The sequence below is a fragment of the Streptomyces sp. NPDC101151 genome (genome assembly GCF_044768335.1).
Taxonomy (GTDB): domain Bacteria; phylum Actinomycetota; class Actinomycetes; order Streptomycetales; family Streptomycetaceae; genus Streptomyces.
Genome location: NZ_JBIWPP010000005.1, coordinates 422875 through 444233, shown reverse-complemented (window position 1 = coordinate 444233; position 21359 = coordinate 422875). Strand labels below are relative to the sequence as shown.

General features: G+C 67.5%; 21 protein-coding genes, 1 tRNA gene and 3 pseudogenes. 15 read left to right on the top strand and 10 right to left on the bottom strand.

Annotated elements, in window-relative coordinates:
* Nucleotides 1-42: 42 nt before the first annotated feature.
* The 9 genes from ACIRU3_RS12990 to ACIRU3_RS12950 all read left to right on the top strand — a co-directional run bounded on the left by ACIRU3_RS12990 (nt 43) and on the right by ACIRU3_RS12950 (nt 9850).
* Nucleotides 43-2463 (top strand): phage tail tape measure protein, encoded by a 2421-nt coding sequence (locus ACIRU3_RS12990; protein ID WP_404055393.1) that lies wholly within the window; start codon nt 43-45, stop codon nt 2461-2463.
* Nucleotides 2464-2467: 4 nt separating this feature from the next.
* On the top strand, nt 2468-3397 hold the full coding sequence (locus ACIRU3_RS12985) for a phage distal tail protein (protein WP_404055391.1): 930 nt from the start codon (nt 2468-2470) through the stop codon (nt 3395-3397).
* Between the two features lie 13 nt (nt 3398-3410).
* The gene (locus ACIRU3_RS12980) at nt 3411-4415 is read left to right on the top strand and encodes a hypothetical protein (protein WP_404055389.1); all 1005 of its coding nucleotides are present in this window, start codon (nt 3411-3413) and stop codon (nt 4413-4415) included.
* Between the two features lie 512 nt (nt 4416-4927).
* The gene (locus tag ACIRU3_RS12975; protein WP_404055509.1) at nt 4928-6025 is read left to right on the top strand and encodes a hypothetical protein; all 1098 of its coding nucleotides are present in this window, start codon (nt 4928-4930) and stop codon (nt 6023-6025) included.
* Entirely contained in the window at nt 6025-6906 is an 882-nt protein-coding gene (locus tag ACIRU3_RS12970; protein WP_404055387.1) for a hypothetical protein, read from the top strand. The genes ACIRU3_RS12975 and ACIRU3_RS12970 overlap by 1 nt, the downstream gene beginning before the upstream one ends.
* Nucleotides 6907-6922: 16 nt before the next feature.
* Complete coding sequence (locus tag ACIRU3_RS12965; protein WP_404055385.1) at nt 6923-8404, top strand: collagen-like protein; 1482 nt, start codon at nt 6923-6925, stop codon at nt 8402-8404.
* A gap of 68 nt (nt 8405-8472) precedes the next feature.
* Nucleotides 8473-9264, top strand: a complete 792-nt coding sequence (locus tag ACIRU3_RS12960; protein WP_404055383.1) for a peptidoglycan-binding protein — start codon at nt 8473-8475, stop codon at nt 9262-9264.
* A 71-nt stretch (nt 9265-9335) separates the two neighbouring features.
* Entirely contained in the window at nt 9336-9599 is a 264-nt protein-coding gene (locus tag ACIRU3_RS12955) for a hypothetical protein (RefSeq protein WP_404055381.1), read from the top strand.
* Nucleotides 9596-9850 (top strand): hypothetical protein, encoded by a 255-nt coding sequence (locus tag ACIRU3_RS12950; protein ID WP_404055379.1) that lies wholly within the window; start codon nt 9596-9598, stop codon nt 9848-9850. The genes ACIRU3_RS12955 and ACIRU3_RS12950 overlap by 4 nt, the downstream gene beginning before the upstream one ends.
* Nucleotides 9851-9951: 101 nt before the next feature.
* Here the strand turns inward: ACIRU3_RS12950 and ACIRU3_RS12945 are convergent, their stop codons facing one another.
* On the bottom strand, nt 9952-10149 hold the full coding sequence (locus ACIRU3_RS12945; RefSeq protein WP_404055377.1) for a DUF397 domain-containing protein: 198 nt from the start codon (nt 10147-10149) through the stop codon (nt 9952-9954).
* Nucleotides 10146-10973, bottom strand: coding sequence for a helix-turn-helix transcriptional regulator (locus tag ACIRU3_RS12940; protein ID WP_404055375.1), 828 nt, complete (start codon nt 10971-10973; stop codon nt 10146-10148). The genes ACIRU3_RS12945 and ACIRU3_RS12940 overlap by 4 nt, the downstream gene beginning before the upstream one ends.
* A gap of 601 nt (nt 10974-11574) precedes the next feature.
* On the opposite strand from ACIRU3_RS12940, the gene ACIRU3_RS12935 reads away from it, so the two are divergent.
* The 3 genes from ACIRU3_RS12935 (at nt 11575) to ACIRU3_RS12925 (ending at nt 14034) form a co-directional block, all read left to right on the top strand.
* On the top strand, nt 11575-12018 hold the full coding sequence (locus tag ACIRU3_RS12935) for a hypothetical protein (RefSeq protein ID WP_404055373.1): 444 nt from the start codon (nt 11575-11577) through the stop codon (nt 12016-12018).
* Between the two features lie 762 nt (nt 12019-12780).
* Nucleotides 12781-12930, top strand: a complete 150-nt coding sequence (locus tag ACIRU3_RS12930; protein WP_404055371.1) for a hypothetical protein — start codon at nt 12781-12783, stop codon at nt 12928-12930.
* Nucleotides 12931-13071: 141 nt separating this feature from the next.
* Nucleotides 13072-14034, top strand: coding sequence for a hypothetical protein (locus ACIRU3_RS12925; protein ID WP_404055369.1), 963 nt, complete (start codon nt 13072-13074; stop codon nt 14032-14034).
* Here ACIRU3_RS12925 and hemC read toward each other — a convergent pair.
* Together hemC and ACIRU3_RS12915 are read right to left on the bottom strand one after the other, a co-directional pair.
* Complete coding sequence (gene hemC, locus ACIRU3_RS12920; protein ID WP_404055507.1) at nt 14027-14971, bottom strand: hydroxymethylbilane synthase; 945 nt, start codon at nt 14969-14971, stop codon at nt 14027-14029. The two genes, ACIRU3_RS12925 and hemC, sit on opposite strands and share 8 nt — an antisense overlap.
* Before the next feature lie 108 nt (nt 14972-15079).
* Nucleotides 15080-15346, bottom strand: a complete 267-nt coding sequence (locus tag ACIRU3_RS12915) for a GntR family transcriptional regulator (protein ID WP_404055367.1) — start codon at nt 15344-15346, stop codon at nt 15080-15082.
* A 179-nt stretch (nt 15347-15525) separates the two neighbouring features.
* Here ACIRU3_RS12915 and ACIRU3_RS12910 point away from each other — a divergent pair, with 179 nt between their 5' ends.
* Nucleotides 15526-15849 (top strand): hypothetical protein, encoded by a 324-nt coding sequence (locus ACIRU3_RS12910; protein ID WP_404055365.1) that lies wholly within the window; start codon nt 15526-15528, stop codon nt 15847-15849.
* A 280-nt stretch (nt 15850-16129) separates the two neighbouring features.
* Here the strand turns inward: ACIRU3_RS12910 and ACIRU3_RS12905 are convergent, their stop codons facing one another.
* Nucleotides 16130-16372, bottom strand: a complete 243-nt coding sequence (locus ACIRU3_RS12905; RefSeq protein ID WP_404055363.1) for an integrase — start codon at nt 16370-16372, stop codon at nt 16130-16132.
* Between the two features lie 107 nt (nt 16373-16479).
* Here ACIRU3_RS12905 and ACIRU3_RS12900 point away from each other — a divergent pair, with 107 nt between their 5' ends.
* Complete coding sequence (locus ACIRU3_RS12900; protein WP_404055361.1) at nt 16480-17199, top strand: hypothetical protein; 720 nt, start codon at nt 16480-16482, stop codon at nt 17197-17199.
* A gap of 266 nt (nt 17200-17465) precedes the next feature.
* Here the strand turns inward: ACIRU3_RS12900 and ACIRU3_RS12895 are convergent, their stop codons facing one another.
* On the bottom strand, nt 17466-18170 hold the full coding sequence (locus tag ACIRU3_RS12895; protein ID WP_404055359.1) for a hypothetical protein: 705 nt from the start codon (nt 18168-18170) through the stop codon (nt 17466-17468).
* On the opposite strand from ACIRU3_RS12895, the pseudogene ACIRU3_RS12890 reads away from it, so the two are divergent.
* Nucleotides 18090-18599: pseudogene (locus ACIRU3_RS12890) on the top strand (site-specific integrase); the annotation flags it as partial. The gene ACIRU3_RS12895 and the pseudogene ACIRU3_RS12890 sit on opposite strands and share 81 nt — an antisense overlap.
* A 272-nt stretch (nt 18600-18871) precedes the next feature.
* Here the strand turns inward: ACIRU3_RS12890 and ACIRU3_RS12885 are convergent.
* From ACIRU3_RS12885 to ACIRU3_RS12870, 4 genes and pseudogenes are all read right to left on the bottom strand, one after another.
* Nucleotides 18872-18944 (bottom strand) — tRNA-Lys (locus tag ACIRU3_RS12885).
* Nucleotides 18945-19033: 89 nt separating this feature from the next.
* Nucleotides 19034-20539: an amino acid permease gene (locus tag ACIRU3_RS12880; protein ID WP_404055357.1), complete on the bottom strand. Its 1506-nt coding sequence runs from the start codon at nt 20537-20539 to the stop codon at nt 19034-19036.
* 48 nt (nt 20540-20587) lie between these two features.
* A pseudogene (locus ACIRU3_RS12875) lies at nt 20588-21076 on the bottom strand (FG-GAP repeat domain-containing protein); the annotation flags it as partial.
* A 70-nt stretch (nt 21077-21146) separates the two neighbouring features.
* Nucleotides 21147-21359: pseudogene (locus ACIRU3_RS12870) on the bottom strand (RNA helicase); the annotation flags it as partial.

Below are 21359 nucleotides of genomic sequence, written 5' to 3'. Positions count from 1 at the left end.
ACCGGCATTCCCGCCGGCACGACCGACGGGAGGTGATCGGCTGTGGCTCTCACCGTGGCCGAGCTGCTCGCCACCGTCTCAGTGGACGAGTCGGGCGCCGAGGCCGGCCTCGCTCGGGCCGAGGCCGCCGTCGTTCGCGCGGCCGAGGCCATCACGCAGGAAGCCGCGCGCGCCGGCGAGGAGGCCGGGCAGCACCTCGGCGATGGCGTCGCCGATGGGGCCGAGGAAGGCGCCGGCGAGGCCGGCGGAGTCCTCAAAGAGAAGTTGGGCGCTCTCGGTTGGGCCGCGGTCGGTGCCGGTATCGGTGCCGCCGTCATGGCCGGCGTGGGTGAGGCCATGGAGCAGCAGAAGGGCAACAGCCTGCTTGCGGCTCAGCTCGGTGCCGACCCCGCGCAGGCGAAACGGCTTGGACAGGCTGCCGGCGCTCTCTACAGCAAGGGCTACACGGACAGCGTCGAGGACGCGAACGAGGCCCTCAAGGCGTTGTGGCAGCAGGGACTCGTACCCACCAATGCCACGCAGAAGGAGCTCGAACAGGTCGGAGGCCGACTCTCCCAGGTCGCACAGATCATGGGCGAGGAAGTCGGCCCGACCGCCAACGCCGTTGGGCAGATGCTCAAAACGGGAATGGCGAAAAATGCCGATGAGGCATTCGACATTCTCACCCGAGGAACCCAGCTCGGCATCAATAAAGCCGAGGATCTTCTCGATACCTATAACGAGTACGGGACACAGTTCCGTGACCTCGGAATTAACGGCAAAGAAGCCTTGGGCATTATGCATCAGGGCTTGTCTGCCGGCGCCCGCGACGCTGACATAGTCGCGGACGCGATGAAAGAGCTGAATATCCGCGTCAAGGACGGTAGCGCCGCCGACGGATTGAAAGCTCTCGGTTTGAACGCGGACCAAATGGCCGCAGCGTTCGCCACCGGCGGCCCAAAAGCGCAGGCCGCACTCGACACCATCACCGACCGCCTGCGGGCCGTAAAGGACCCGACCGAGCGTTTCCGCCTCGCGCAGCAACTGCTCGGCAGCCAGTCTGAGGACTTGTCCAAAGCCCTCATGGCGATCGACCCGAGCGCGGCCGTGGCCTCGCTCGGCAAGGTAGACGGGGCCGCCAAGAAGGCCGGCGACACGATGCGCGACAACGCATCGACCAAGGTCACGATGTTCACGCGCTCCCTGCAACAGGGAGTCGTCAACGTCCTTGGGGCGTACGTCATTCCGGCCCTGACCACCGCAGGCGAATACCTCGACGACTTCGGCCAGGGCATCGCCACAGCGGCCGGTTTCGTCTCCCGACACGGCACGGCGTTCAGCATCGTTGCCGGCGTCATCCTGCTGGTGATGCTGCCCGCGCTGATCTCGCTGGGCACGCAGGCCACTGTCACCACCGCCGCGGTGGTGGCCGGCTGGATCACACAGGGCGCGGCTGGCGTCGCTGCCGGCGCCCGGTTCATCGCTACCAACGCCATCATCGTGGCGGGGTGGATCGGGCAGGGAGTCGCCGCCGGCGCCGCCGCGGTACGCACCGTTGCCGCCTGGGTCCTCATGGGCGCACAGTCCATGATTCAAGCCGCCCGCATGGCCGCCGCCTGGGTGCTCGCCATGGGTCCCGTCGGCTGGATCATCGCCGCGGTGGTCGCGCTCGTCGCGCTCATCGTCGCCAACTGGAACAGCGTCGTCAGCGCCACCGGCGCGGCGTGGGACTGGGTGTGGGGAAAGATCAAGGCCGTTGGGCAGATGCTGCTCGCCTTCTTCCTGACCTTCACTCTCGTCGGCATCATCATCAAGCACTGGGATGCCATCAAGGCCGGCACCGTCCGCGTCTGGAATGCCATCGTCAATTGGCTGCGCGGCATCCCCGGCGTGATCGTCAGTTTCTTTCTGAACTGGACGCTCGCCGGGCTGATCATCAAGCACTGGCAGTCCGCCAAGACCGGCACCGTAAACAAGGCAACTGAGCTTGTCACGTGGGTACGCGGACTGCCCGGCAGGATCGTTTCCGCGCTCGGCAGCTTGGGGCACCTCCTCTACGACAAGGGGGCAGACCTCATTCGGGGCCTGCTCAATGGCGTCCGGAGCATGGGCAGTTGGCTCAGATCGCAACTGATCTCGTTCGCGAAGAACATGATCCCTGGGCCGATCGCGAAGGCGTTGGGAATTCACAGCCCAAGTCGCGTTATGGCGCGCGATGTTGGCCGATGGATTCCCGCCGGCGTAGTCCAAGGCATCCGCTCGGGCGCCGGAGCCGTCGCGCGCACCATGCGCACGCTCATCCCTTCCCCATCCCTGCCTGGTGTGGGTGACCTCGCCGCGGGCACCGCCTCGTACGGCGCTCCCAGCGGGTTCGGCACGGCCGGCGTCTCGCCGGCCGTGCACATCGAGCACTGGCACGGGGGCGACCAGACACCGGAAGAGAACGCATCGGCGCTGGCATGGGCGATGAAGGCGAGGGGGTGAACCGGTGGCCATCGGCGACCGCGTGACCGCGCCCGGACACGTGCAGCTCGGCGAGCTGCTGCTCGGGCGCGGTACCTCCTACCGGTGGGGCAAGCTCACCGGCTGGTCCGACCTTCCCGGCCTCGACAACGGATCGGTGCCCCGATCCGACGCGCACGGCGCGATCCTCGGCCGGCTGCTCGCGCAATCCCGCGTGATCACCGTCGAGGACATCCGCATTCGCGCCCGGGCCGGCGAGCTCGGCTCCGTCGTGCAGCAACTCGAAGACGTCACCGGGGTAACCGATGACGAGATACCGCTCGTCGTGCAGCTCGACGAGCGCGGCCCCCGCCTCGCGTGGGTGCGCGCGACAGCTCGGGCCATCCCGGTCGAGCGCGGGTACACCCTCGGCAGCATCGCCGGCGCCGCGCTCCAACTGACCGCGACCGACCCCCGCCGCTACGAGCTGCTGGAACGCTCATCCAGCACCACCCTGCCCACGGCCGAGCCGGGCCTCAACTGGACCACCACCGACAACGGCGACGCCGGCCTCGGCTGGCAGACCACGGCCAACATCGACGCGGGCCTCAGCTTCGGCCAGCCGGGCAGCACCGGCACCATCACCGCAACGAACGCCGGCAAAGCACCCTCGCACCCGGTCATCGAATTCCGTGGCCCGGTCATCATGCCGAGCCTGACCAACTCGGCCACCGGCGACGTCCTCGAATACGACCTCGCCCTCGCGGCCGGCGACGTGCTCACCGTCGACACCGGCGAGGGCACCGTCACGCTCAACGGCACCGCGAGCCGCCTCTACACCGCGACCGCGCGCAGCGCGCCCGAGCAGTCATTCGCGCTCTGGCCCGGGACCGCCGACCTTGTATACCGGGCCGCGCCCGAATCCACCGACCCCGCCGCGCTCGTCACCGTCCGGTGGCGCTCGGCCTACTGGTAAAGGAGGCGCCCCTGTGACCGTGCGCGCCGCGTGGCTGCTCACCGGCCCCCCGGACGGACAGACACGCTCCGACACCCGCCTTGCCCCGCTCGGCACGATGGCGCCCGAGAGTGAGCTCACCTCACGCGACGGAGTGATAGCCGGCGGCTCCCCGCTCCTGGCTACCGGCGTCGCCGCCATGCAGGTACAGCTCGGCATCGGCCGCGCCATCGTGCAGGGCACCACCGCCCAAGGCGCCTACCCAGTAGCGGTGACCGTCCCCGAAACGCTCACCGTCCCGGACGGGGACGCACAGTATCCGCGGATCGACTCCCTCGTGCTGCGCGTGTACGACGGGCTGTACGACCAGTCGAAGACCACCGCCGTAGCGGTCGAGCTCGTCAAAGGGACGCCGGCGCCCTCGCCCACCGAGCCGGTACTGCCGGCCTGCGCGCTGCGCCTGTGGTCGATCACCGTTGCGGCCGGCGCCTCTGCCGGCACCGGCGGCATCACCTGGGCAAGCGCGCTTGCCGACCGCCGGCGCTTCACCGCCTCCTACGGCGGGATCATCCCCCGCGGCTGGGGGACGTCCTACACCGGCGCCTACGACGGGCAGTACCGCGACAACGCCGGGGTGCTCGAACGCTGGAACGCCACCACCGCCAAGTGGGACGTCTACCGGCCCCCGCTCGCCATCGACACCGCGACGAGCGGCTTTGCGGTGGGCAGCGGCTACACCCTGAACAGCTACTCGGCCCGCCGAACCGGTGGCCTGTGCACGTTCGCCGTCGAGGTGATCCGCAAGGGCGCGCAGCTCGACGTGCCGGCCGCCGGCAACATCAACGACGAGACCCTCGGGACCGTGCCGGCCGGATGGCGCCCGTTCACCGACCTCGAACTGTCCGCGTCCGACGGGTTCGGCGAGGGCACCGCACATCTGAGTACAGCCGGCCTTCTGACCCTGCGCACGTGGTCGGGCAACGGCGCCTTGCGCAACGACCGGAACATCCGCACGTCAGCTACCTACGTTCTGACGTGAGTTATGCGAAGAGCCTGGATCACCGGTATCCAGCCAGCCAAGGGAACCCATGATCACAAGCGTGAGCGTCATCCACGTGACGAACGCTCCGCCGCCGTACAACACCGCGCCGGGCGCCCTACTGCCATCCGCATAGGAGAGGACGCCTGCCACGACACCGGCAAGAACTGAGGTGACGAAGGCCAAGACAACGAGCAGCACCCGAGTGGCCGAGGGGGAGAAACGCACCAGCCGAACCCTTCGATAAGGGTGATCGACCATCGGCGAGGCAGCCTCAGCTCGACCACCTTTCGTGGCCTGCTGAGACCCAGCGTCGGGACTCATCTACATCGACAGCGTCTCCATTACGGCCCCCGGAGGACGCTCTTCCCTCGCCGTCGATCCCCGGGGCAACTCCCCGGGCAGTGCAGTCAAACCGACGGTCCTCCATGCCGCCGCACTGCTCTCTTCCAACAGGCTAACCCTGCCTGCCAGTTGATCGCCACACCCAGTGGACGAGGGGGCTCCAGGTGATTTCTCCTCCCTATCGGCTGCTGCTGTGCGACCTGCGATCCGATCAGGTCCTCGACACCCTCCCCGTGCAGCAGCTCGCCCTCGACGACTACATAGGCAAGCCGGGCGCCATGTCCGGCACCATCCCCATCCCCAACGCCGCCATCGCCGCGCGCGCCAGGGCCGCCATCGCGCCCGGGCGTACTGCTGTCTGGCTGGAGCGTGGCCGCGAACTGTGGTGGGGCGGGGTGCTGTGGACCGCCGCCGTACAGAGCGATGACCGCGGCAACCTCGCGGTAGCCGTGCAGGCCGGCACCTGGGACACCTACCTCTCGCACCGAATGCTGTACGACACCCTGACCGCCACCGGCACGGATCAATTCGACATCGCCCGAGGGCTCCTCGACTACGTGCAGAACGCTCCCGGTGGCGATATCGGCATCACCTACGACACCGCCACGTCCGGCGTGCTCCGCGACCGTACATACAGCCGCTACGACCTGCCGATCGTGCGCGACCTGCTCGACCAACTCGCCAGCGTCGAAGGCGGGTTCGAGTGGCGCATCGCTTCCTTCCGTGACGCCGACGGGCGGCGCGTGAAGCGGTTGCAGCTCGGCTCCCCAACGATCCGTACCGGCACGTCCGAGATCGTGCTCGATCACCCCGGCCCGGTCATGTCCTACGCGTGGCCGATCGACGCCACGACGCGAGCGAACGCGTGGCAGTGCCGCGGCGCCACCGACAACAGCAACCAGACCGCCGACTCTGTGCCGCTCACGTCCACGTTGCAGCTCGCCGAGCAAGACACCGCCGACGGGTGGCCGCGGATGGACGGCAGCAGCGACTACACGACGGTTGAGGACCGCACCACGCTCGACGCACACGCGAGCGCGGACCTTGCCACGGCCCGCGCCGGCACCGTCATTCCCGAGGTGTCCGTCGACATGAGCCGCGCCCCCGTCTCGCCGGCGTTGCTCGGCGCGAGCGTGCGCCTGCGCGTGCGGGACCTGTGGCACCCCGAGACCCTCGACACGCGATTCCGGGTCGTGGGTCTGTCCATCACCCCACCTGAGCGCGGCCGGCCCGAGTCCGCGCGCCTGTACTTGGAGGCCGCCTAGTGGCAGCAGTCCCACAGGATCTACTCGACCGCATCCGGACCCTTGAGCGGCAGGTGCGGGAGCTGAGCGGCCGAGCGCAGATTCGGCCGGCCCTGTCCACGATCACGCACGGCACCGTCACCATCGGCGAGGGCGGGCAGCTCTTCGTGCAGCAGCCCGGCGGAGGCATCGTCTTCGGCGTCGGCCAGAGTCCGCAAGGCGACTGGGCCACCGCCGCCGCTCGCGAGGACGGCACCACCGCTTTCAGCGTGGGCGGAAACCGAGACGCGCAGGCCCGGCAGATGGTGCGCATCTGGTCGCGAGACCAGCCCAACGACGTGTTGCTCATGGACGACGGCTATTCGCCGCGCTTCCTGGGCCGGCCGTGGATGCCCGTTCCCCTCACCCCCACTAGCACCCAGCTCGCACAGTCCACGTCGTATCAGTTCGCGTGGGTGGGCGGCGCTCCCGCGCACAACGCGGTCATGGTGCTGACGTTCTCCACCATCGCCGGCGACGGGGGCGGACAAGTCCGCGTGAACATGCTCCCGCCCTCCGGTGGCTCCACCACGGTCGGGGAGTTCACCGTGACCGCGAACACGTGGCTGACCAAGACCCTGACCATTCCCCTCAACGGCGTGCGGTTCCTGGACTACGTCGGATGGAACATCGAGCACCGCGCCAAGACCAGCGGGCAGTACGTCGAAACCCGGGTGTTCACCTCGTACACGCGCAACACCTTCACCGCCGCCGAGGCACCCACCGCCCCGCAGGCCGCCGCCACCAAAACCGCGATGGCCGGGCCCCGCCGCACCGCGGCCGACGACGCCCCGCCATGGATGACGCGCCCCGATCCGCCCGCACCCACCGAGGAGGCCGGCGCGCGCTGGCACCTGAGCTAAGGAGGCCAGCGACGACGTGCTGCCCGACTCCATACCCACGGTCACCGTCACCGGACGGTACCTGACCCCGGACGGCACCCCCCTGAGCGGAAACGTCACCTTCCGCGCTCCCGCCGTCCTCACCTTCTCGTCCGCCGACGTGATCCTCGGCGGACCGGTGACCATCGCCCTCGACGCCACCGGCGCCGTGTCCGTCACGCTGCCCGCCACCGACGCCCCGGGCATGAACCCGACCGGATGGGCCTACGTTGTCACCGAGCAGCTCGCCGGCGTCGCCCCCGGCCGCTCCTACTCCGTGCTCCTGCCGGCCGAGCACCGCACCGCCGATCTCGCCGACCTCGCCCCCACCGACCCGGGCAAGGCCAACTATGTGGCCGTGCGCGGCGACTCGGCGTACGAGGTAGCCGTCGAGCAGGGGTTCGCCGGCACCGTCGAGCAGTGGCTCGCCTCCCTCGTGGGTGCGACCGGCACCAAGGGCGACACCGGCCCGAAGGGCGCCACGGGCGCGGACGGTCCCACCGGCGCGCGAGGTGCGCAAGGCTCGCAGGGCACCCCCGGCAAGGACGGAGCCGCCGGAGTCGTCCAGTCCGTCAACGGCCAGTCGGCCGCCGCCGTGGTCCTCACCGCGGGCGACGTCGGCGCGATCTCTGCGACCGCGGCAGGAGCAGCCGGCGGAGTCGCGCAGCTCGATCAGTCCGGCAAGGTCCCGGCCTCGCAACTCCCGGCAAGCTCGGGCGGAAGCGCCGTCGCCTCCGTCAACGGCAAGACCGGTGCCGTTGTCCTCGCAGCCGGCGACGTCGGGGCCGCAGCATCCGACCACGCCCACACCGCGGCTCAGGTGGGCGCCCTCGGCACGGCAACCCGCGGCGCTGCACTCGGCGTTGCACCTCTCGATGGGTCCGGCGACGTCCCGCTCGCCAACCTCCCCACAGCCGCTATCCCCAGCGTGTGGACACCGGGCGACTTGGGATTCAAGGCGTGGACTTTCGATCCGGCCGTCACCGACAGCGCCGCCCAGTACTGCCAGATCGGTTACGTCTATCTGATGGGGATCGTGCTGCGCGAGGCAGCAACCCTGTCTCGGCTCTGCTTCTACACCGCCGGCAACGGCGCAACGCAGCCGAACAACCAGTCGTTCGCCGGCCTCTACAACTCCTCCGGCGCCCGGGTCGCACAGACGACGTCCCTGAACAACTGGTTCAGCGTGAACGAAGGCAACACGATCGAGTGCGGTCTGACCGCGAACTACTCGGCCGCCGCCGGCCTGTACTGGGTCGCCCTGCTCATCAATGGACCCTCGGCCGCGACCAACGGACCCGGGTTCGCCCGGGGCGCCGCCGCCGGCACCAACCCCGCGGGGCAGGCCCGCGCGTCGGCCGTGTCGTTCATCCGACACGGCCGACTGTCCACCACCGGCCTGACCGCGCTACCCGCTTCGTTCGCGCCGGCCAGCGCCATCGTGCCCGACGCGAACGCTATCTGGGCCGCCGCCTACTAGGCCGCCGCCCTACCCATCCCGCCCCGTGTCCGCCGACACGGGGCTTTTTTCATGCCCGAGGAGGGCTCTTGCAGTTCGTTTCCCGCTCCCAGTGGGGCGCCCGCCCCTCCCGATACGACCTCGTCTACATCGCCGGCACGCGCGGCGTGAAAGTGCATTACGAGGGCACCGCCGTACCCGCCAGCCTCGCCAAGGCCGAGAACCACAAGCTGTGCGCCGGACGCGTCCGCGACATCCAGGCGAGCCACCTCGCCAACGACAAGGAGGACTACAGCGACATCGCGTACAACGCGATGGTCTGCCCTCACGGCTACGTCTACGAGGGCCGAGGCGCTCACAAGAAGACCGCCGCCAACGGAAACCAGGCCCTGAACGCTGGCCACTACGCCGTGTGCGCCATGGTCGGAAACTCGGGACTGACCAACCCGACCGACGCCCAGCTCAACGGGCTCCGCGACGCTATCGAATGGCTCCGCGCGAGCGGCGGCGCAGGATCTGAGATCCGAGGCCACCGCGATGGATACGCGACGGAGTGCCCCGGTGGTCCGCTGTACGCGTGGGTGACCAAGGGTGCCCCGCGCCCCGGCGGCAGTGCCCCGTCGCAGCCGCCGGCGTACGAGCCGTTCCCCGGTCAGGGATGGTTCAAGAAGAACCCCAACTCACCGATCATCACCGCGATGGGCCGCCGCCTCGTCGCTGAAGGCTGCTCGGCCTACCGCGAGGGTCCTGGGCCTCAGTGGACCGAGGCCGACCGACAGAGCTACGCCCGGTGGCAGCGCCACCTCGGATACCGCGGCGACGACGCCGACGGATGGCCCGGCCCGACTTCGTGGGCCGCACTCAAGGTCCCCAAGGTCTGACCCACCCCACGCCCGCCCGCAATCGCGGGCGGGCGCTGCCGTACACCCACTTCGTAGAAAGAGGTACCGACATGACCGACGCCGCCCGCCGTACGCTCCGCACCGTCGTGCAGACCGTGCTCGGCCTCGCCGCAGGACTTCCCCTGATCATCGACGCCGCCGGCATCCCGCAGACCGCAGCGGGAATCGGCCTCGCCCTCGCCGTCTCCGGCGGCCTCACCCGAGTGATGGCTCTGCCCCTGATCGAGAACCTGCTGCCCGCGTGGCTCCGAGCCGCGCCGAACCCCGACGCCGAGCTGCTCGCCCTCGGACGAGACCGCGAGGGGGTCGAGTGACCGACCCCTCGCCGTCCGACGTCGCCCTCGAACTCGAACGACTGAGAGCTACCGTCGAAACGGGGTTCGCCAAGGTCGACGGATCGCTCGCGCTACTGGTGCAGCGGTCCGACCAGACCGACGCGCGCCTCGCCGATCACGAGCAGAGGCTCGACGCACTCGAACACGCGCGGTGGCCGCTTCAGAACGTCCTCGCCTTGGTCGCGGTCGCCGGACTCGCATTGCCCCTGTGGCAACTCGCCCACGCATAGCACTACGCCCCCGCTCCCGGCCTTGTGTCGGTGAGCGGGGGCGCGTTTGTCGTTGACAGGGCGGGTCTTAGTTGCTGTCGCCCTCGAAGCTCCGGGGGCGATCAGACGGTGTCGTCCTTCACGCTCGCCACGAAAGCAGCGAAGGCAGTACAAGGAAGGACCAGGATCGGACCACGGGGGTTCTTGCTGTCGCGAACTGGGATGATGGCTTGACTGGGAACAAGGTTGGTCGCAACTTCGACGCACTGGCCACCGTTGCCACTGTAGGAAGACTTGATCCAGCGGGGAGACTCGGTCACAGGGTGCCCTTTCGGAACTCTTCGATCATGGCCACCGTTGCCGCCTGCGACAGCGCTTCGGCCTGCAACTGATGGTAGGCCGTCAGCATCGGCAGTACGAACGCGATCTCCCGTTCAAGGTGGCCCCGTTGCGCCGACTCGGCGTAGGACATCAACGAACGATCCTTCATCGTGAGTACGGTCACGGGCAGACTGAACGGGCGCCGTGCCCCCATGGCGAACGGTGCAAGCTGAAGAACCGTGTTCGGTAGCTCGGCGAACTCGATCAGACGTGCCAACTGGGCGTCCATAATCTCTGGCGAGCCCATAGGGCGGCGGATGCATCCCTCGTCAAGCACGACGATCAAGAGAGGCGAAGGGGAGCGAACCAAGGTGGCTTGCCTTCGCGCTACCAGGGCTACCCGTTCGTCGGCCTGCTCTTGGGTGATGGCCTCTCTCCGAACTGCGTCCGCTTCCAGTGCTGCCGCGTACTCCGGAGTCTGGAGAAGTCCCGGGATCACTCCAACTTCGTAGAGCCGAATCTCTGACGCTTCGGCCTCGCGTCGTAGGTAATCAGGGAACCCCTCCAACAGCGAGTTCTGACGAACCGCGCTCGTCCGTTGCTGTAGCTCCTGACCCGTCCCCAACGCCCTGTCAGCCGCTGTTGCAAAGCGCTGAGTTGGTTGGCGCCGACCAGTTTCGACAGCTGATACGTGGCTGCCCGTGACCCCCATGCGGGTCCCTAGCTCTTCCTGGGTCCAGCCACGCTCATCCCGCAGCCTGCGCAGATGCGCGCCGAACGCTTCACCGGGGGACGCCTGGGGATCTAACTCCTTGCGATTCATGTTGCGCTACCAACCAATCAAACAGATGCGGTCAGTTGAGTACTTGCCGACTGTAGGTCACGCTGAAGCCCCTTGGTAGCCGATGCGCTACGGAGAGGAGCTGTCATGTCGCAAGACCCCCCACAGATTCCAACTCCCGGAACGCTCATGGTGGACGCTCGGGGCCGCGTCGGTGAATTCCGCGGCGAACACTGCGGACTCTGGTTCCTGCGCCCTACCGGCGGTGGCACCGAGTGGTCCGTCAGCCCCAGGGACGCCGAGCCGGCGAGTCCAGAGCAGCGCATACACGCTGACTTGACCCGAGCGAACGCGCGGAGCAGGGGTGACGTGCTGTGAGTACATCGGTTCGCCGGCGCCGGTTCGCTTACTTCGACTGGACGCTACAGCCTGACCGAGACGACGATGCACCACCGATCGTCTACGGAATGCGCTGCCTCACGCTCAACGATGACGACAGCCAGTGTGCCCAGACCTCCCCGTCAAGTGAGGATGCAACCGAGCCTCAGAAGTGGGCGTTCACGCACATGCGAGACCACCCCGAGCACACCAGCTACGTCGAGGTCAGCGAGCGGCCGTACGTGATGTGGCGCGGTAGCCCCTCATGAGCGAGCGGCTTGAGCCGGTTGAATACTGGGCTGAAGTTCGAGCGGACGGACCGGTGTACGGCACGGGCGAGACAGTGCCCTACATGCTTGGCTCCTTCCAGACGATCTCCCCCGTGCTCGTGCTTCGCTGGCTGCGCGGGCAGGCTCTGCGAGTCGCGGACCTGCTTGACCCCACCCCGGAACGTTCGGCATGGGTGCAGCCGTCAATGCGCGTGACAACCGTGGTCGCCCCGGACGGTCCCGCGCTCCTGCGGGCCTGGGCAGCAGACCGGAAGAGAGAGCGCGACGAGCGCGAGCACATCAAGGACGGCTATCCCTTGGCTGTCGTGCTCTCGGATGCCGACTGCACTTACACCCTTTCCGTCTGGCCTGCGCATCAACCCGCAGTGCTTCAGGTCGCTTTACCGCACTACCGAATGGATTATCCCGTTAGGAGCTGAGCCTCGTGCCTGCCGTTGTCCCCTACGTCACCGCACGGAGTACCGACCGTGGGCCGTATGAGGCCGAGCTGACGGTCGAGTTCACCACGGCCGGACCCCGGATCGCCTACCGAAGCCCGCTTCCGGGAGACCGGGACAAACACGGCAACCTGTGGGCGCGTATCTACACGGGACCCGGCAATCCCGAGGTTGAATTCGACTCGATGCACACGGGACGTCAGCGAGAGTGCATGGAAAACATGCTGTGCCAGGTCTGCGCGAAACCCGCTGACAGAACCAAAGAGGGCTGGCTGTTCATCGACTGGCGCCGCCCCGAGTCGCCTCCCACATGGCCTGAGCGCTCTGTAATCTCCCAACCCCCCTTGTGCATGTCATGCGCACGGCTAGCCGTGAGGATCTGCCCGTTCCTGCGTGGACACGACTACGCGGTACTGCGGGCGCGAAAGGCGGCCCTGTGGGGGGTGTCGGGAACCCTGTACGTCCTGACCAACTACGGCTGGGCAGCAGACGAGAAAGACACTCTCCGGTCATACGGCGATCAGCAGTGTCGCGGAATGCTCGCATCACGCCTATGGCGACAACTGCGCGGTGTGAAGGTCGTCGACCTGTGACCCACGTTCTCCGCCCCGACGAGGACTCCCTGCGGCTATAAGCATCCATCGCCGCCGGCCCCGCAATCGAGGCGGACAACTGCCCCCGCGCCGGGAGGCAGCACACCTGAGCCATCAGGCTCGGGCGACTCAAGCAGAGGGGATAGACGAAGTGCCCGCGACCGTCGAACCGACCACCGACGAGCCTGAAGTCATCGGCAGCGACAACGAGGCCGCCGAACCGGACGAGCCCAACCGGGACGACGAGCACCTAGACAATCCGGCCGAGCAGTCCGGTGCCTACATGATCCTCATCGCGTAGGGCGGAACGCTTATCGCCATCCTGCCCCTACCGGGCACGGCAATCACGGTGAGGAACAGCACCAGCGGCCCCGAGCGAAAGGCAGAGCGTCTACTGCTTGGGGTCGTTCCCGTCGCAACAACTCGAAACGAGGAACGGCCCGTGACCGCTACCACCGAGCACCGCCCACGAACGACTAGCCCACTCCGGAGCCGTCCGGCAGTTCGCCGGCTGCTGGAGCCACAGACGCTCACCCCCGCCGATCTGTCCATGGTGCTGCTGGTCACCGAGGAGCCCGCCGACCGTCCCATGCCCACAGTGACCCTCGCCGAGATTCCCGCAGTGATGCGCGACGCTGCACACCTGGGCATCCCGTCCGTGAAACTGTTCGCCGAGTCCTCCGAGCGGGACGCCACGGGAGAAACCTCTCTCGCCTCCGATTCCCTCATGGCGCGAGCCGTGCACGCGTGTAAGGACACCGTGCCGGACCTCGCGGTCATGACGGAAACGTGCCTGTGCTCATACACAGTCGATGGCGTCTGTTACCTCACCGACCGGTACGGGCGCCCCGACGTGTCCGCAACCGTCGACATCACGTCCCGGCAGGCCGTAGCTCATGCGGACGCGGGCGCGGACATCGTCGGCCCCGCTTCCATGGTGCTCGGCACGGTCGGGGGTGCACGGAAGGCACTCGATCAGTCGGGGCATGACGGAGTGTCCGTCATGCCGCACGTCATCTTCTGGTCGAGCCTGTACGACGGGTTCCGGCGCACGATGGGTGCCACTCCGAAGGCAGGGGTCAACCGGGAGTTCCAGATCAACCCCGGGAAGGCCGACCAGTTCGTAGACACGGCCTTACGGATGGAAGCGGCAGGGGCGGACATGATCCTGTTGGAGCCCGCGCAGTTCACAGCGGACGTGCTCGGCACGCTTCGCGGTGCAACACGTGCCCCGCTGTTCCCGTTCTCGGTGTCGGGCGAGTACCAGTCCATGACCCAGGTGGACACCGAGTCGGGACGGCGTGACGTGCGGCTCCTGGTCGAGCTGTTCACCATGCTCAAGCGGGCAGGGGCGACCGGGAGTCTCACGTACGCGGCGCTTGATATCGCTCGACAACTCACCTAGTCGCAAGAGTGGCGCGTACTGCGTCAAGGATTGAATGCGCGCCCTGGTCAATGAGCGTCGCGGCCAGGGCCGCACCGAGCTTTTCCGGTTCCTCAGACGGACCGGTCAGCAATCCTGAAATCTGCGTAGTACCGTCCAGCGAACTGACCTGACCGAACAGCCTGAGCCCCCCATCGGGCAAGGTCTCACCGTAAGCCCCTACGGGCACGCTGCACCCACCGTGCAGCTCCGCTAGCAGCGCGCGTTCCGCCCTGATCTCGGCATCAACAGCCAAGTCGCCGACCGTGGAAAGCATTTCGCGCAACGGGGCCGAAGGGTCGTCCGTACGGACCTGAATACCCAAAGCCCCCTGCCCGGGGCTCGGCGGGAACAGGTCGAGCGGCAGCAACTCCCCGATTGCGTCGGCCAGGCCGAGCCGGCGAAGTCCCGCAGCAGCGAGGACAACCGCATCAAGGCCCATGGTTTCAATCTTCTTAAGGCGGGGCGGAACGTTCCCCCGAATCGGGATGATCTCAAGATCGGGTCGCACCGCAAGGAGCTGCGCGATGCGTCGCGGAGCACCAGTTCCGACCTTCGCACCCTTCCGCAATCCGGCAAGGGTCGAGCCACACAGCGCGTCGCGGACGTCCTCACGGCCAGGCGGAGGCAGAAGCGTCAGACCATTTGGATTAGACGTAGGAAGGTCTTTCAAGGAATGAACCACAACATCTACGTCGCCGCGGGACAGTGCCGCTTCTTGCTCGCTACTGAATGCCGAACCGCCGCTAACAGCAGACACATTCGACAACAGCGACCTACGGTCCTTGTCGCCCCCTTCAAGGATCACACGGTGCGTGAATGTGGAACCTGGGAATCGCTCACGAAGCGGGCGCAGGTATTCCCGTACTTGGGCTTTGGCAAGGTTGCTTGCGCGCGAGCCGACAAGGTACTGAACCACGGTCACCAACTCTCCGAGCCTGACAGGGTGTCACCAGGCTACGGCGTGCCCTGGTGTGCTTATACAGACAGAGGGTCGGTTAACCATGATCGAAAATAGCTGTGCGCCCTATTCAGTGCCCTGATCTTCGTCAGCAGGCTTGGTCACGTAAGAACCGCGTCCGGTCACGGTGTAGATGAGTCCCTGCTCGCGTAGCACCCCGAGGGCGGATCGGGCGGTGTTCCGCGCGACCCCGTACAGCTCCGTTAGCTCCTTCTCGGACGGAAGCGGCCGATCCGGAGCCAGCTCTCCCCGCTCGATCTGTGCAATCAGATCGGCAGCAATCTGCCGGTAGGGCGGCTCGGGGGCTCGGGGGTCGATTTCGCGCGCTGCCATGGCCGAAGCGTAAACAACCCGCCCACCGTCCGCCGTGGGCTAGACAGGGTTGAACATGCCTAGACGGACCTATACAGGTTGCTCTAGCGTGATCCCTCGAACACAGAAACGCCCCGAGCAGACCGATTAGGGCCGGTCCGCTCGGGGCTCGCCGATCAGCTTTAGGGAGCTGAAACGACATGCGCGATGCTATCGCCCGCACCCTTGCCTGGGTGCTCTCCGTCCTCGCCCCTCGCCGGCCCGGACGTCACAGCGCCGAACACCTCACCGAGCAGTCCACCAGCCTTGCGTCTGACTCCTCCGTGTCGCCCTGGTCCCGCCCGTGGACTGCACCGAGCGCGCACGACGTCCGGGGAGTCTTCAAAGACGAGCGGGCGCAAGACCTACCCACCCTTCAGCGGGAGCGGTATTACGCCGCCGCGTTCGCAGCACTCGGTGTCGACTACGACCACCCGACCATGCCTCTCGGCAGCGTCATAGCCCGAGAGCGAGTCGCTGCGTGACCGCCGCCGCATTCGTTGCCGCGCTGCTGCGCACGGGACCAACCCCTGAGCCGTCTGGTGCTCGGTGCTGCCGATGCCACCGGTGGACGTACGCACCCGTACCCGTTCGCCATCTTCCCCACCCAAGCGGTTCCGGTGTAACGCTGTACGCGTGCCCGAGCCACGCCACGGCACTCACGCCAGGACCTGTGCCCGGAGAACTGGGGGCGGACGCGTAGCAGCCGGCAGGCAACCGGGACCCCGTTTGGACATTCACCTGAGCGGGGTCTCTGCTGCACTCCTAGGCGGCGTCCGCCTCGGCGCCGCCGCTCACCTCGACACCGAGGTACCGCAGCAGGTCATACCGCGAGACGCGATAGCCGCGATTGCCCGGCAGCAAGCGCACCGGGTATTGCCCTCCCTTGGCCAGGCTGTACCCAGTCGTACGACCTATGCCAAGCGCCCGGTTCGCGACCTCAAGATCGACTGTCACCGGCAGATTCATCAATTCGTCGTGCGTCATCGCTCGCTCGTCGCTGGTCACGTACTCCCCTCCGGTTCGTCAGTAAGCCCTCGTAGATGGGGCGTTCAGTGAACATAACGTATCGATAACTCTTGCGACTACGCAATATGCACTGCTAGCTTGTCGATATGCACAGTCACCAGACGGCAAGCGACACCACCGCCGGGGAGGTTCGCAGGCACCGAACCCGCCTCGGCCTCAACCGGCAGCAGCTCGCAGACGAGTGCGCCCGACTAGGCGCTGTCGACCTCACATACGCCGCAATTACGAACATCGAAACCGGCCGCCGGGACAAGGACGGCAAGCGGCGCCGCGAGGTGACGGTCGACGAACTGCTCGTGCTCGGCCTTGCCCTCGCCGTTCCCCCGCTCCTCCTGGTCCTTCCGCTGGGGAGCGAGCAGACCGTGCCCACCGTGCCCGCAGCCGATCCACGGGACCCATACACCGTGTGGAAGTGGGTTACGGGCGCGGAGACACCAACACTCGCCGGCCCCGTCAACGGACGCCACTACGCGGACAGCCGGCCCATCGCCGGTGACGGCCCCAAGTGGTCTGCCGCGTGGGGCGCGGCAGCCTATCCCGCCTCCCTCTACCCCGAGTTCGAGAAGCGGCGCGAAGCGGTCCACCGGGCCTACTTGCACGCCGAAGCCGAGCAGGCCAAGGGCGGCGACTCCACGGCGCGGACCGAGTACCTGCATCGGCTCGAAGAACTTGCACAGCACATCAACGACATGAGGCTCGCAGGACTCACGATCCCCACACTGCGCCCCGACTTGATCGACGACATGAGAGGACTTGACATGCTCACCGACCCCAACGGCCTCACTCCTGATGGGGGGCAGAAGTGAGAGCAGGCTCGGTTACACGCCGCTGCTACTGCCGTGATGGGACCGGCAAGCCACTCGGCACCCAGTGCCCCAAGCTGCGTACACGGACCCACGGCACCTACTCACTCCGGCAGGAAATACCGCCCGCGGCCGACGGCACCCGACGGACTTTCCGGCGCTCCGGCTACGCCAACAGCAAGGAGGCGCAGGGCGACCTCGACAAGCTGCGCATCCTGCTCGCGATCCCCGGCAAGCAGGACACCCGCACACAGCAGGCCCTCGGCGACTTACTCGCACAGATCGCCGCCGACCAGAAGACGCCGATTCCCCCCACCGACGAGGTAAAGCGCCGCATTCGGGCCAAGCGGAGCCTTACCGAGACAATCACCCTCGGCGACCTGCTCGACGAATACATGACCGCTAAGAAGAACCTCCGAACGACCACGCGCAATGGCTACGAGTCGCACATCCGTGTGCACCTGAAGCCGCACGGTGGACATCTCGTCGTCGACGAACGGCTCGGCGTAGGGGACATGACCGAACTGTTCGACGCCATCGCAGACCAAGCCGAAGTAATCGCCGCCGAGAACCAGGCTCGGCGCGAGCAGACCGCGCGCTGCAAGGCGTCCAAGCCCGGCCGGCCGCTCCCCGCCGAGCGCGAGCGCGTCGCCGCCGAGAAGGCCAAACTTGCCGAAATGCCGCCCTTCCGGAAAGTCACGGGAGCCGCCAGCGTCCAGAGCGTCCGCCGCACCCTGCGTGCCGCCCTGAACTGGGCAATCACACAGCAGATCATCACATTCAACCCAGCCAAGTACGTCGACCTCACAGCGGCGCCCCGCCCCAATCCGCTGTTGTGGACAGACGCACGCGTGAAGCGGTGGCGCGAGACCGGCGTCGTACCCGGTCGCGTCATGGTGTGGACTCCACAGCAGTACGGCGAGTTCCTCGACGCCGCCGAGGCCGACGACGAGCTGTACTACTCGATCTTTCACGTCATGGGGCACCGGGGGCTGCGCCGTGGCGAGGCAGTCGGGCAGGACCTCGCGGGTATCGACTTCGAGGCGCCCAGCATCACGCCAGCCACCGAGCTCGTCGTCGACGGCTGGACGCCCTACGAGAGCCCGCCCAAGACCGACAAGAGCGCGAACACCATCTCGTTGGACCACGCCACCGTGATGGTGCTGAAGCGGCGTCGGGCACGGCAGGACGAACAGCGTCGCGCACGGCTGGCTCGGGGCGAGGTGTGGTTCGAGACAGGGAAGGTGTTCACCCAGTCGGACGGCTCATGGCTGCACCCGGAGAAGGTGAGCGACGCGTTCCGCCGCATCCTTGCGACAACCGATCTGCCGCCGATCAACCTTCGGGATCTTCGGCACGTCGCCGCCTCCCTGGTCTACGAGGCGTCGCGCGACATCTTTGCGGTGAAGACCGTTCTTCGGCACTCGACGATCAAACTCGCCGGGGACACGTACACGTCCCTGTTCGTCGAGCTCGACCAGAAGCTCGCAGACGACGCAGCGAACCTCGTGCCACGCACGCCAGTCGCCGCGCCGACACGCTCCCCGCGCTTCGGGCACGCTTCGGGCACGCAGACGACGGTTCACAGCACGCTCAAGCCTGCGGCCCGGCGGAGAAACCCCCGCCGGGCCGCAGAAACGCAAGGTCACAGCGGTTCTGACGCTGCGACGCTCGGTAGGCCCTGTGGGACTCGAACCCACAACCAATGGATTAAAAGTCCACTGCTCTGCCAATTGAGCTAAGGGCCCCAGGCGATGTTGCCTGTCCGAGCATAGCCGGACGCGGCCGTGTCTCCGATCGGGTATTGGCGACGCGGCCGCGTCGGGAGGGCGAGCGGTTACTTTTCGACCGGTTCAGGGGACCGGGTGCGGGTGGGTTGCAGGAACCAGTGGCGGGCCGAGGCCAGCCACCAGGTGGCGGCGAAGCCCAGGACGACCAGGACGGCGACGGGCGCGTAGTTGAAGGTCTTCCAGGTGACCGGGGAGACCTGGGGGAGCATGAACAGGATCGTGATCAGCGCCACCCAGGTGACGGACACGATGCCGACCGGCACCGACCAGCGGCCCAGGTGCCACGGGCCGCGTTCGAAGGCCTGGCCCTTGCGGAGCCGCAGGTAGGTCGGGATGACGTAGGCGATGTAGAGGCCGATCACCGCGATCGACGTCACCGCCGCGTAGGCCGTGGAGTTGATCAGATAGGGCAGGCCGAGCACCAGGGCGCCGAGGGCCGCCAGCCAGACCGCTGCCACGGGGGTGCGGGTGCGCGGGCTGACCGTGTGCCAGATGCGTGAGAAGGGCAGCGCGCCGTCGCGCGAGAAGGCGTAGATCATGCGGCTGTTGGCGGTCACCGAGGCCATTCCGCAGAAGAGCTGGGCGCCGATCACGACCAGGAGGAGAAGCTTCCCCGTGGTGGCACCCAGGGCGTCCAGGAGGATCTGGGCGGGCGGCGCGCCGGTCGGGGACGCCAGCTCCTTGTCGTACGACTGGATGGCGAAGGTGAAGCCGAGGAGGAGTACGAAGCCGGCTATCCAGGACGTCCAGATCGAGCGGACGATGCCCTTCGGGCCCGCCGTGGACGCGTCGTGGGTCTCCTCCGTCATATGGGCGGAGGCGTCGTAGCCCGTGAAGGTGTACTGGGCCATCAGGAGGCCCAGGAGGACCACGTAGAGGCCGCTGCCCCAGCCCGTCTCGTTGACGAACTCGGTGAACACGAAGGACGCCGACTGGTGGTGGTCGGGGACGAAGGCCAGCACGCCGACGATCACCGCGACGCCGAGGACGTGCCACCACACGCTCACGCCGTTCAGGAACGCGACGATCCTGACGCCGAAGGTGTTCAGCAGGCCGTGGAGGACGAGGATCGCGGCGAACAGCAGCACCGTGCGGCCGGGCGTCACCTCGAACCCGAACTGCAGGTTCAGATAGGCGCCGAGGAAGGACGCCGCGCCGAAGTCGATGCCCGCCGTCACCGCCACCTGGCCCAGCACGTTGAACCAGCCCGTGAACCACGCCCAGGCCGCCGCCGAGCGCGAGGGTGCGAGGCGGTGGGCCCAGAAGTACAGGCCCGCCGAGGTCGGGTAGGCCGAACAGATCTCGGCCATCGACAGACCCACGAACAGGGTCATCAGTCCGACCGCCACCCAGCCCCAGGTGATCACCGCCGGGCCGCCGGTGACCATGCCGAAGAGGTACAGGGTGAGACAGCCGGACAGGACCGAGATGATCGTGAAGGAGACGGCGTAGTTCGAGAACGCCGACATACGGCGGGCGAGGACCTGGGTGTAACCGAGCTGGGCCAGCCGTTCCTCGTCCGTGGGCCCGCTCGCGGTGGCGTCATCTGTCATGCCCCCAGCAATTCCCTCACCGGGGGCGTGACATGCCTCACAACTTGGCTAAGAAATGCCCTTGTAGCCCTGCCACCCGGTCGCGATCCGCACCCGCGCGGCGAACGAACCCTTGCCCGTGCCGGTCTGCCGGTACAGGCTGCCCGCGGTGTCCCGCGCGACCAGGTCGTTCTTGCCGTCGCCCGTGATGTCCCCGACCCCTACGACCGCGTTGTACGAGGCTCCCCAGTTCGAGAAGACCTTCACCCGCTCCTTCACCTGGCCCGACCCGGTGCCGTCGTAGCGCCACAGCGTCCCGGCCTTGTCCAGCGCCAGCACGTCCCCGAAGCCGTCGCCGTTCAGGTCACCGGCACCGACGATCTTCTTGTACGCCGACCAGGTGCGGATCTTGACGCCGGCCTTCAGCTTCCCGGCGCCGTCGTTGGCGAACAGATAGACGTCCCCGGTCGAGGCCTTGCGGGCCAGCAAGTCGGTACGGCCGTCACCGGTCAGGTCGCCGGGGGCGGTGAGCACGTTGTACACGTTCCAGCCGGTGCCCCGGCCCCGGAAACGCCGGAAGGGCCCGTACGACCGAAGTCGTACGGGCCCTTCCTCACCTCACTCGGCGTCAGCCGTTGCGCTTCCAGCGCGGCTTGTCCTCGCGGCGGCCGAAGGAGCCGGTGCCGCGGTGATCGTCACGGCGGCCGTAGGGGCGCTCGTGCCCGCCGCTGCGGAAGCCCGGACGGTCGTCGCGGTGGTCGCGGTTGAAGGGACGGTCGCTGCCTCGGTGGCCGGACGGACGGTCGTCGCGGCGGAAGCCGCCACGGTCACCGCCGTCACG

What these genes read in the sequence shown, in the direction of transcription:
- ACIRU3_RS12900 (WP_404055361.1), top strand. Translation starts at nt 16,480, where the DNA reads ATGCACAGTCACCAGACGGCAAGCGACACCACCGCCGGGGAGGTTCGC.
- ACIRU3_RS12910 (WP_404055365.1), top strand. Translation starts at nt 15,526, where the DNA reads ATGCGCGATGCTATCGCCCGCACCCTTGCCTGGGTGCTCTCCGTCCTC.
- ACIRU3_RS12935 (WP_404055373.1), top strand. Translation starts at nt 11,575, where the DNA reads ATGAGCGAGCGGCTTGAGCCGGTTGAATACTGGGCTGAAGTTCGAGCG.
- ACIRU3_RS12940 (WP_404055375.1), bottom strand. Translation starts at nt 10,973, where the DNA reads ATGAATCGCAAGGAGTTAGATCCCCAGGCGTCCCCCGGTGAAGCGTTC.
- ACIRU3_RS12955 (WP_404055381.1), top strand. Translation starts at nt 9,336, where the DNA reads ATGACCGACGCCGCCCGCCGTACGCTCCGCACCGTCGTGCAGACCGTG.
- ACIRU3_RS12880 (WP_404055357.1), bottom strand. Translation starts at nt 20,539, where the DNA reads ATGACAGATGACGCCACCGCGAGCGGGCCCACGGACGAGGAACGGCTG.
- ACIRU3_RS12915 (WP_404055367.1), bottom strand. Translation starts at nt 15,346, where the DNA reads ATGGCAGCGCGCGAAATCGACCCCCGAGCCCCCGAGCCGCCCTACCGG.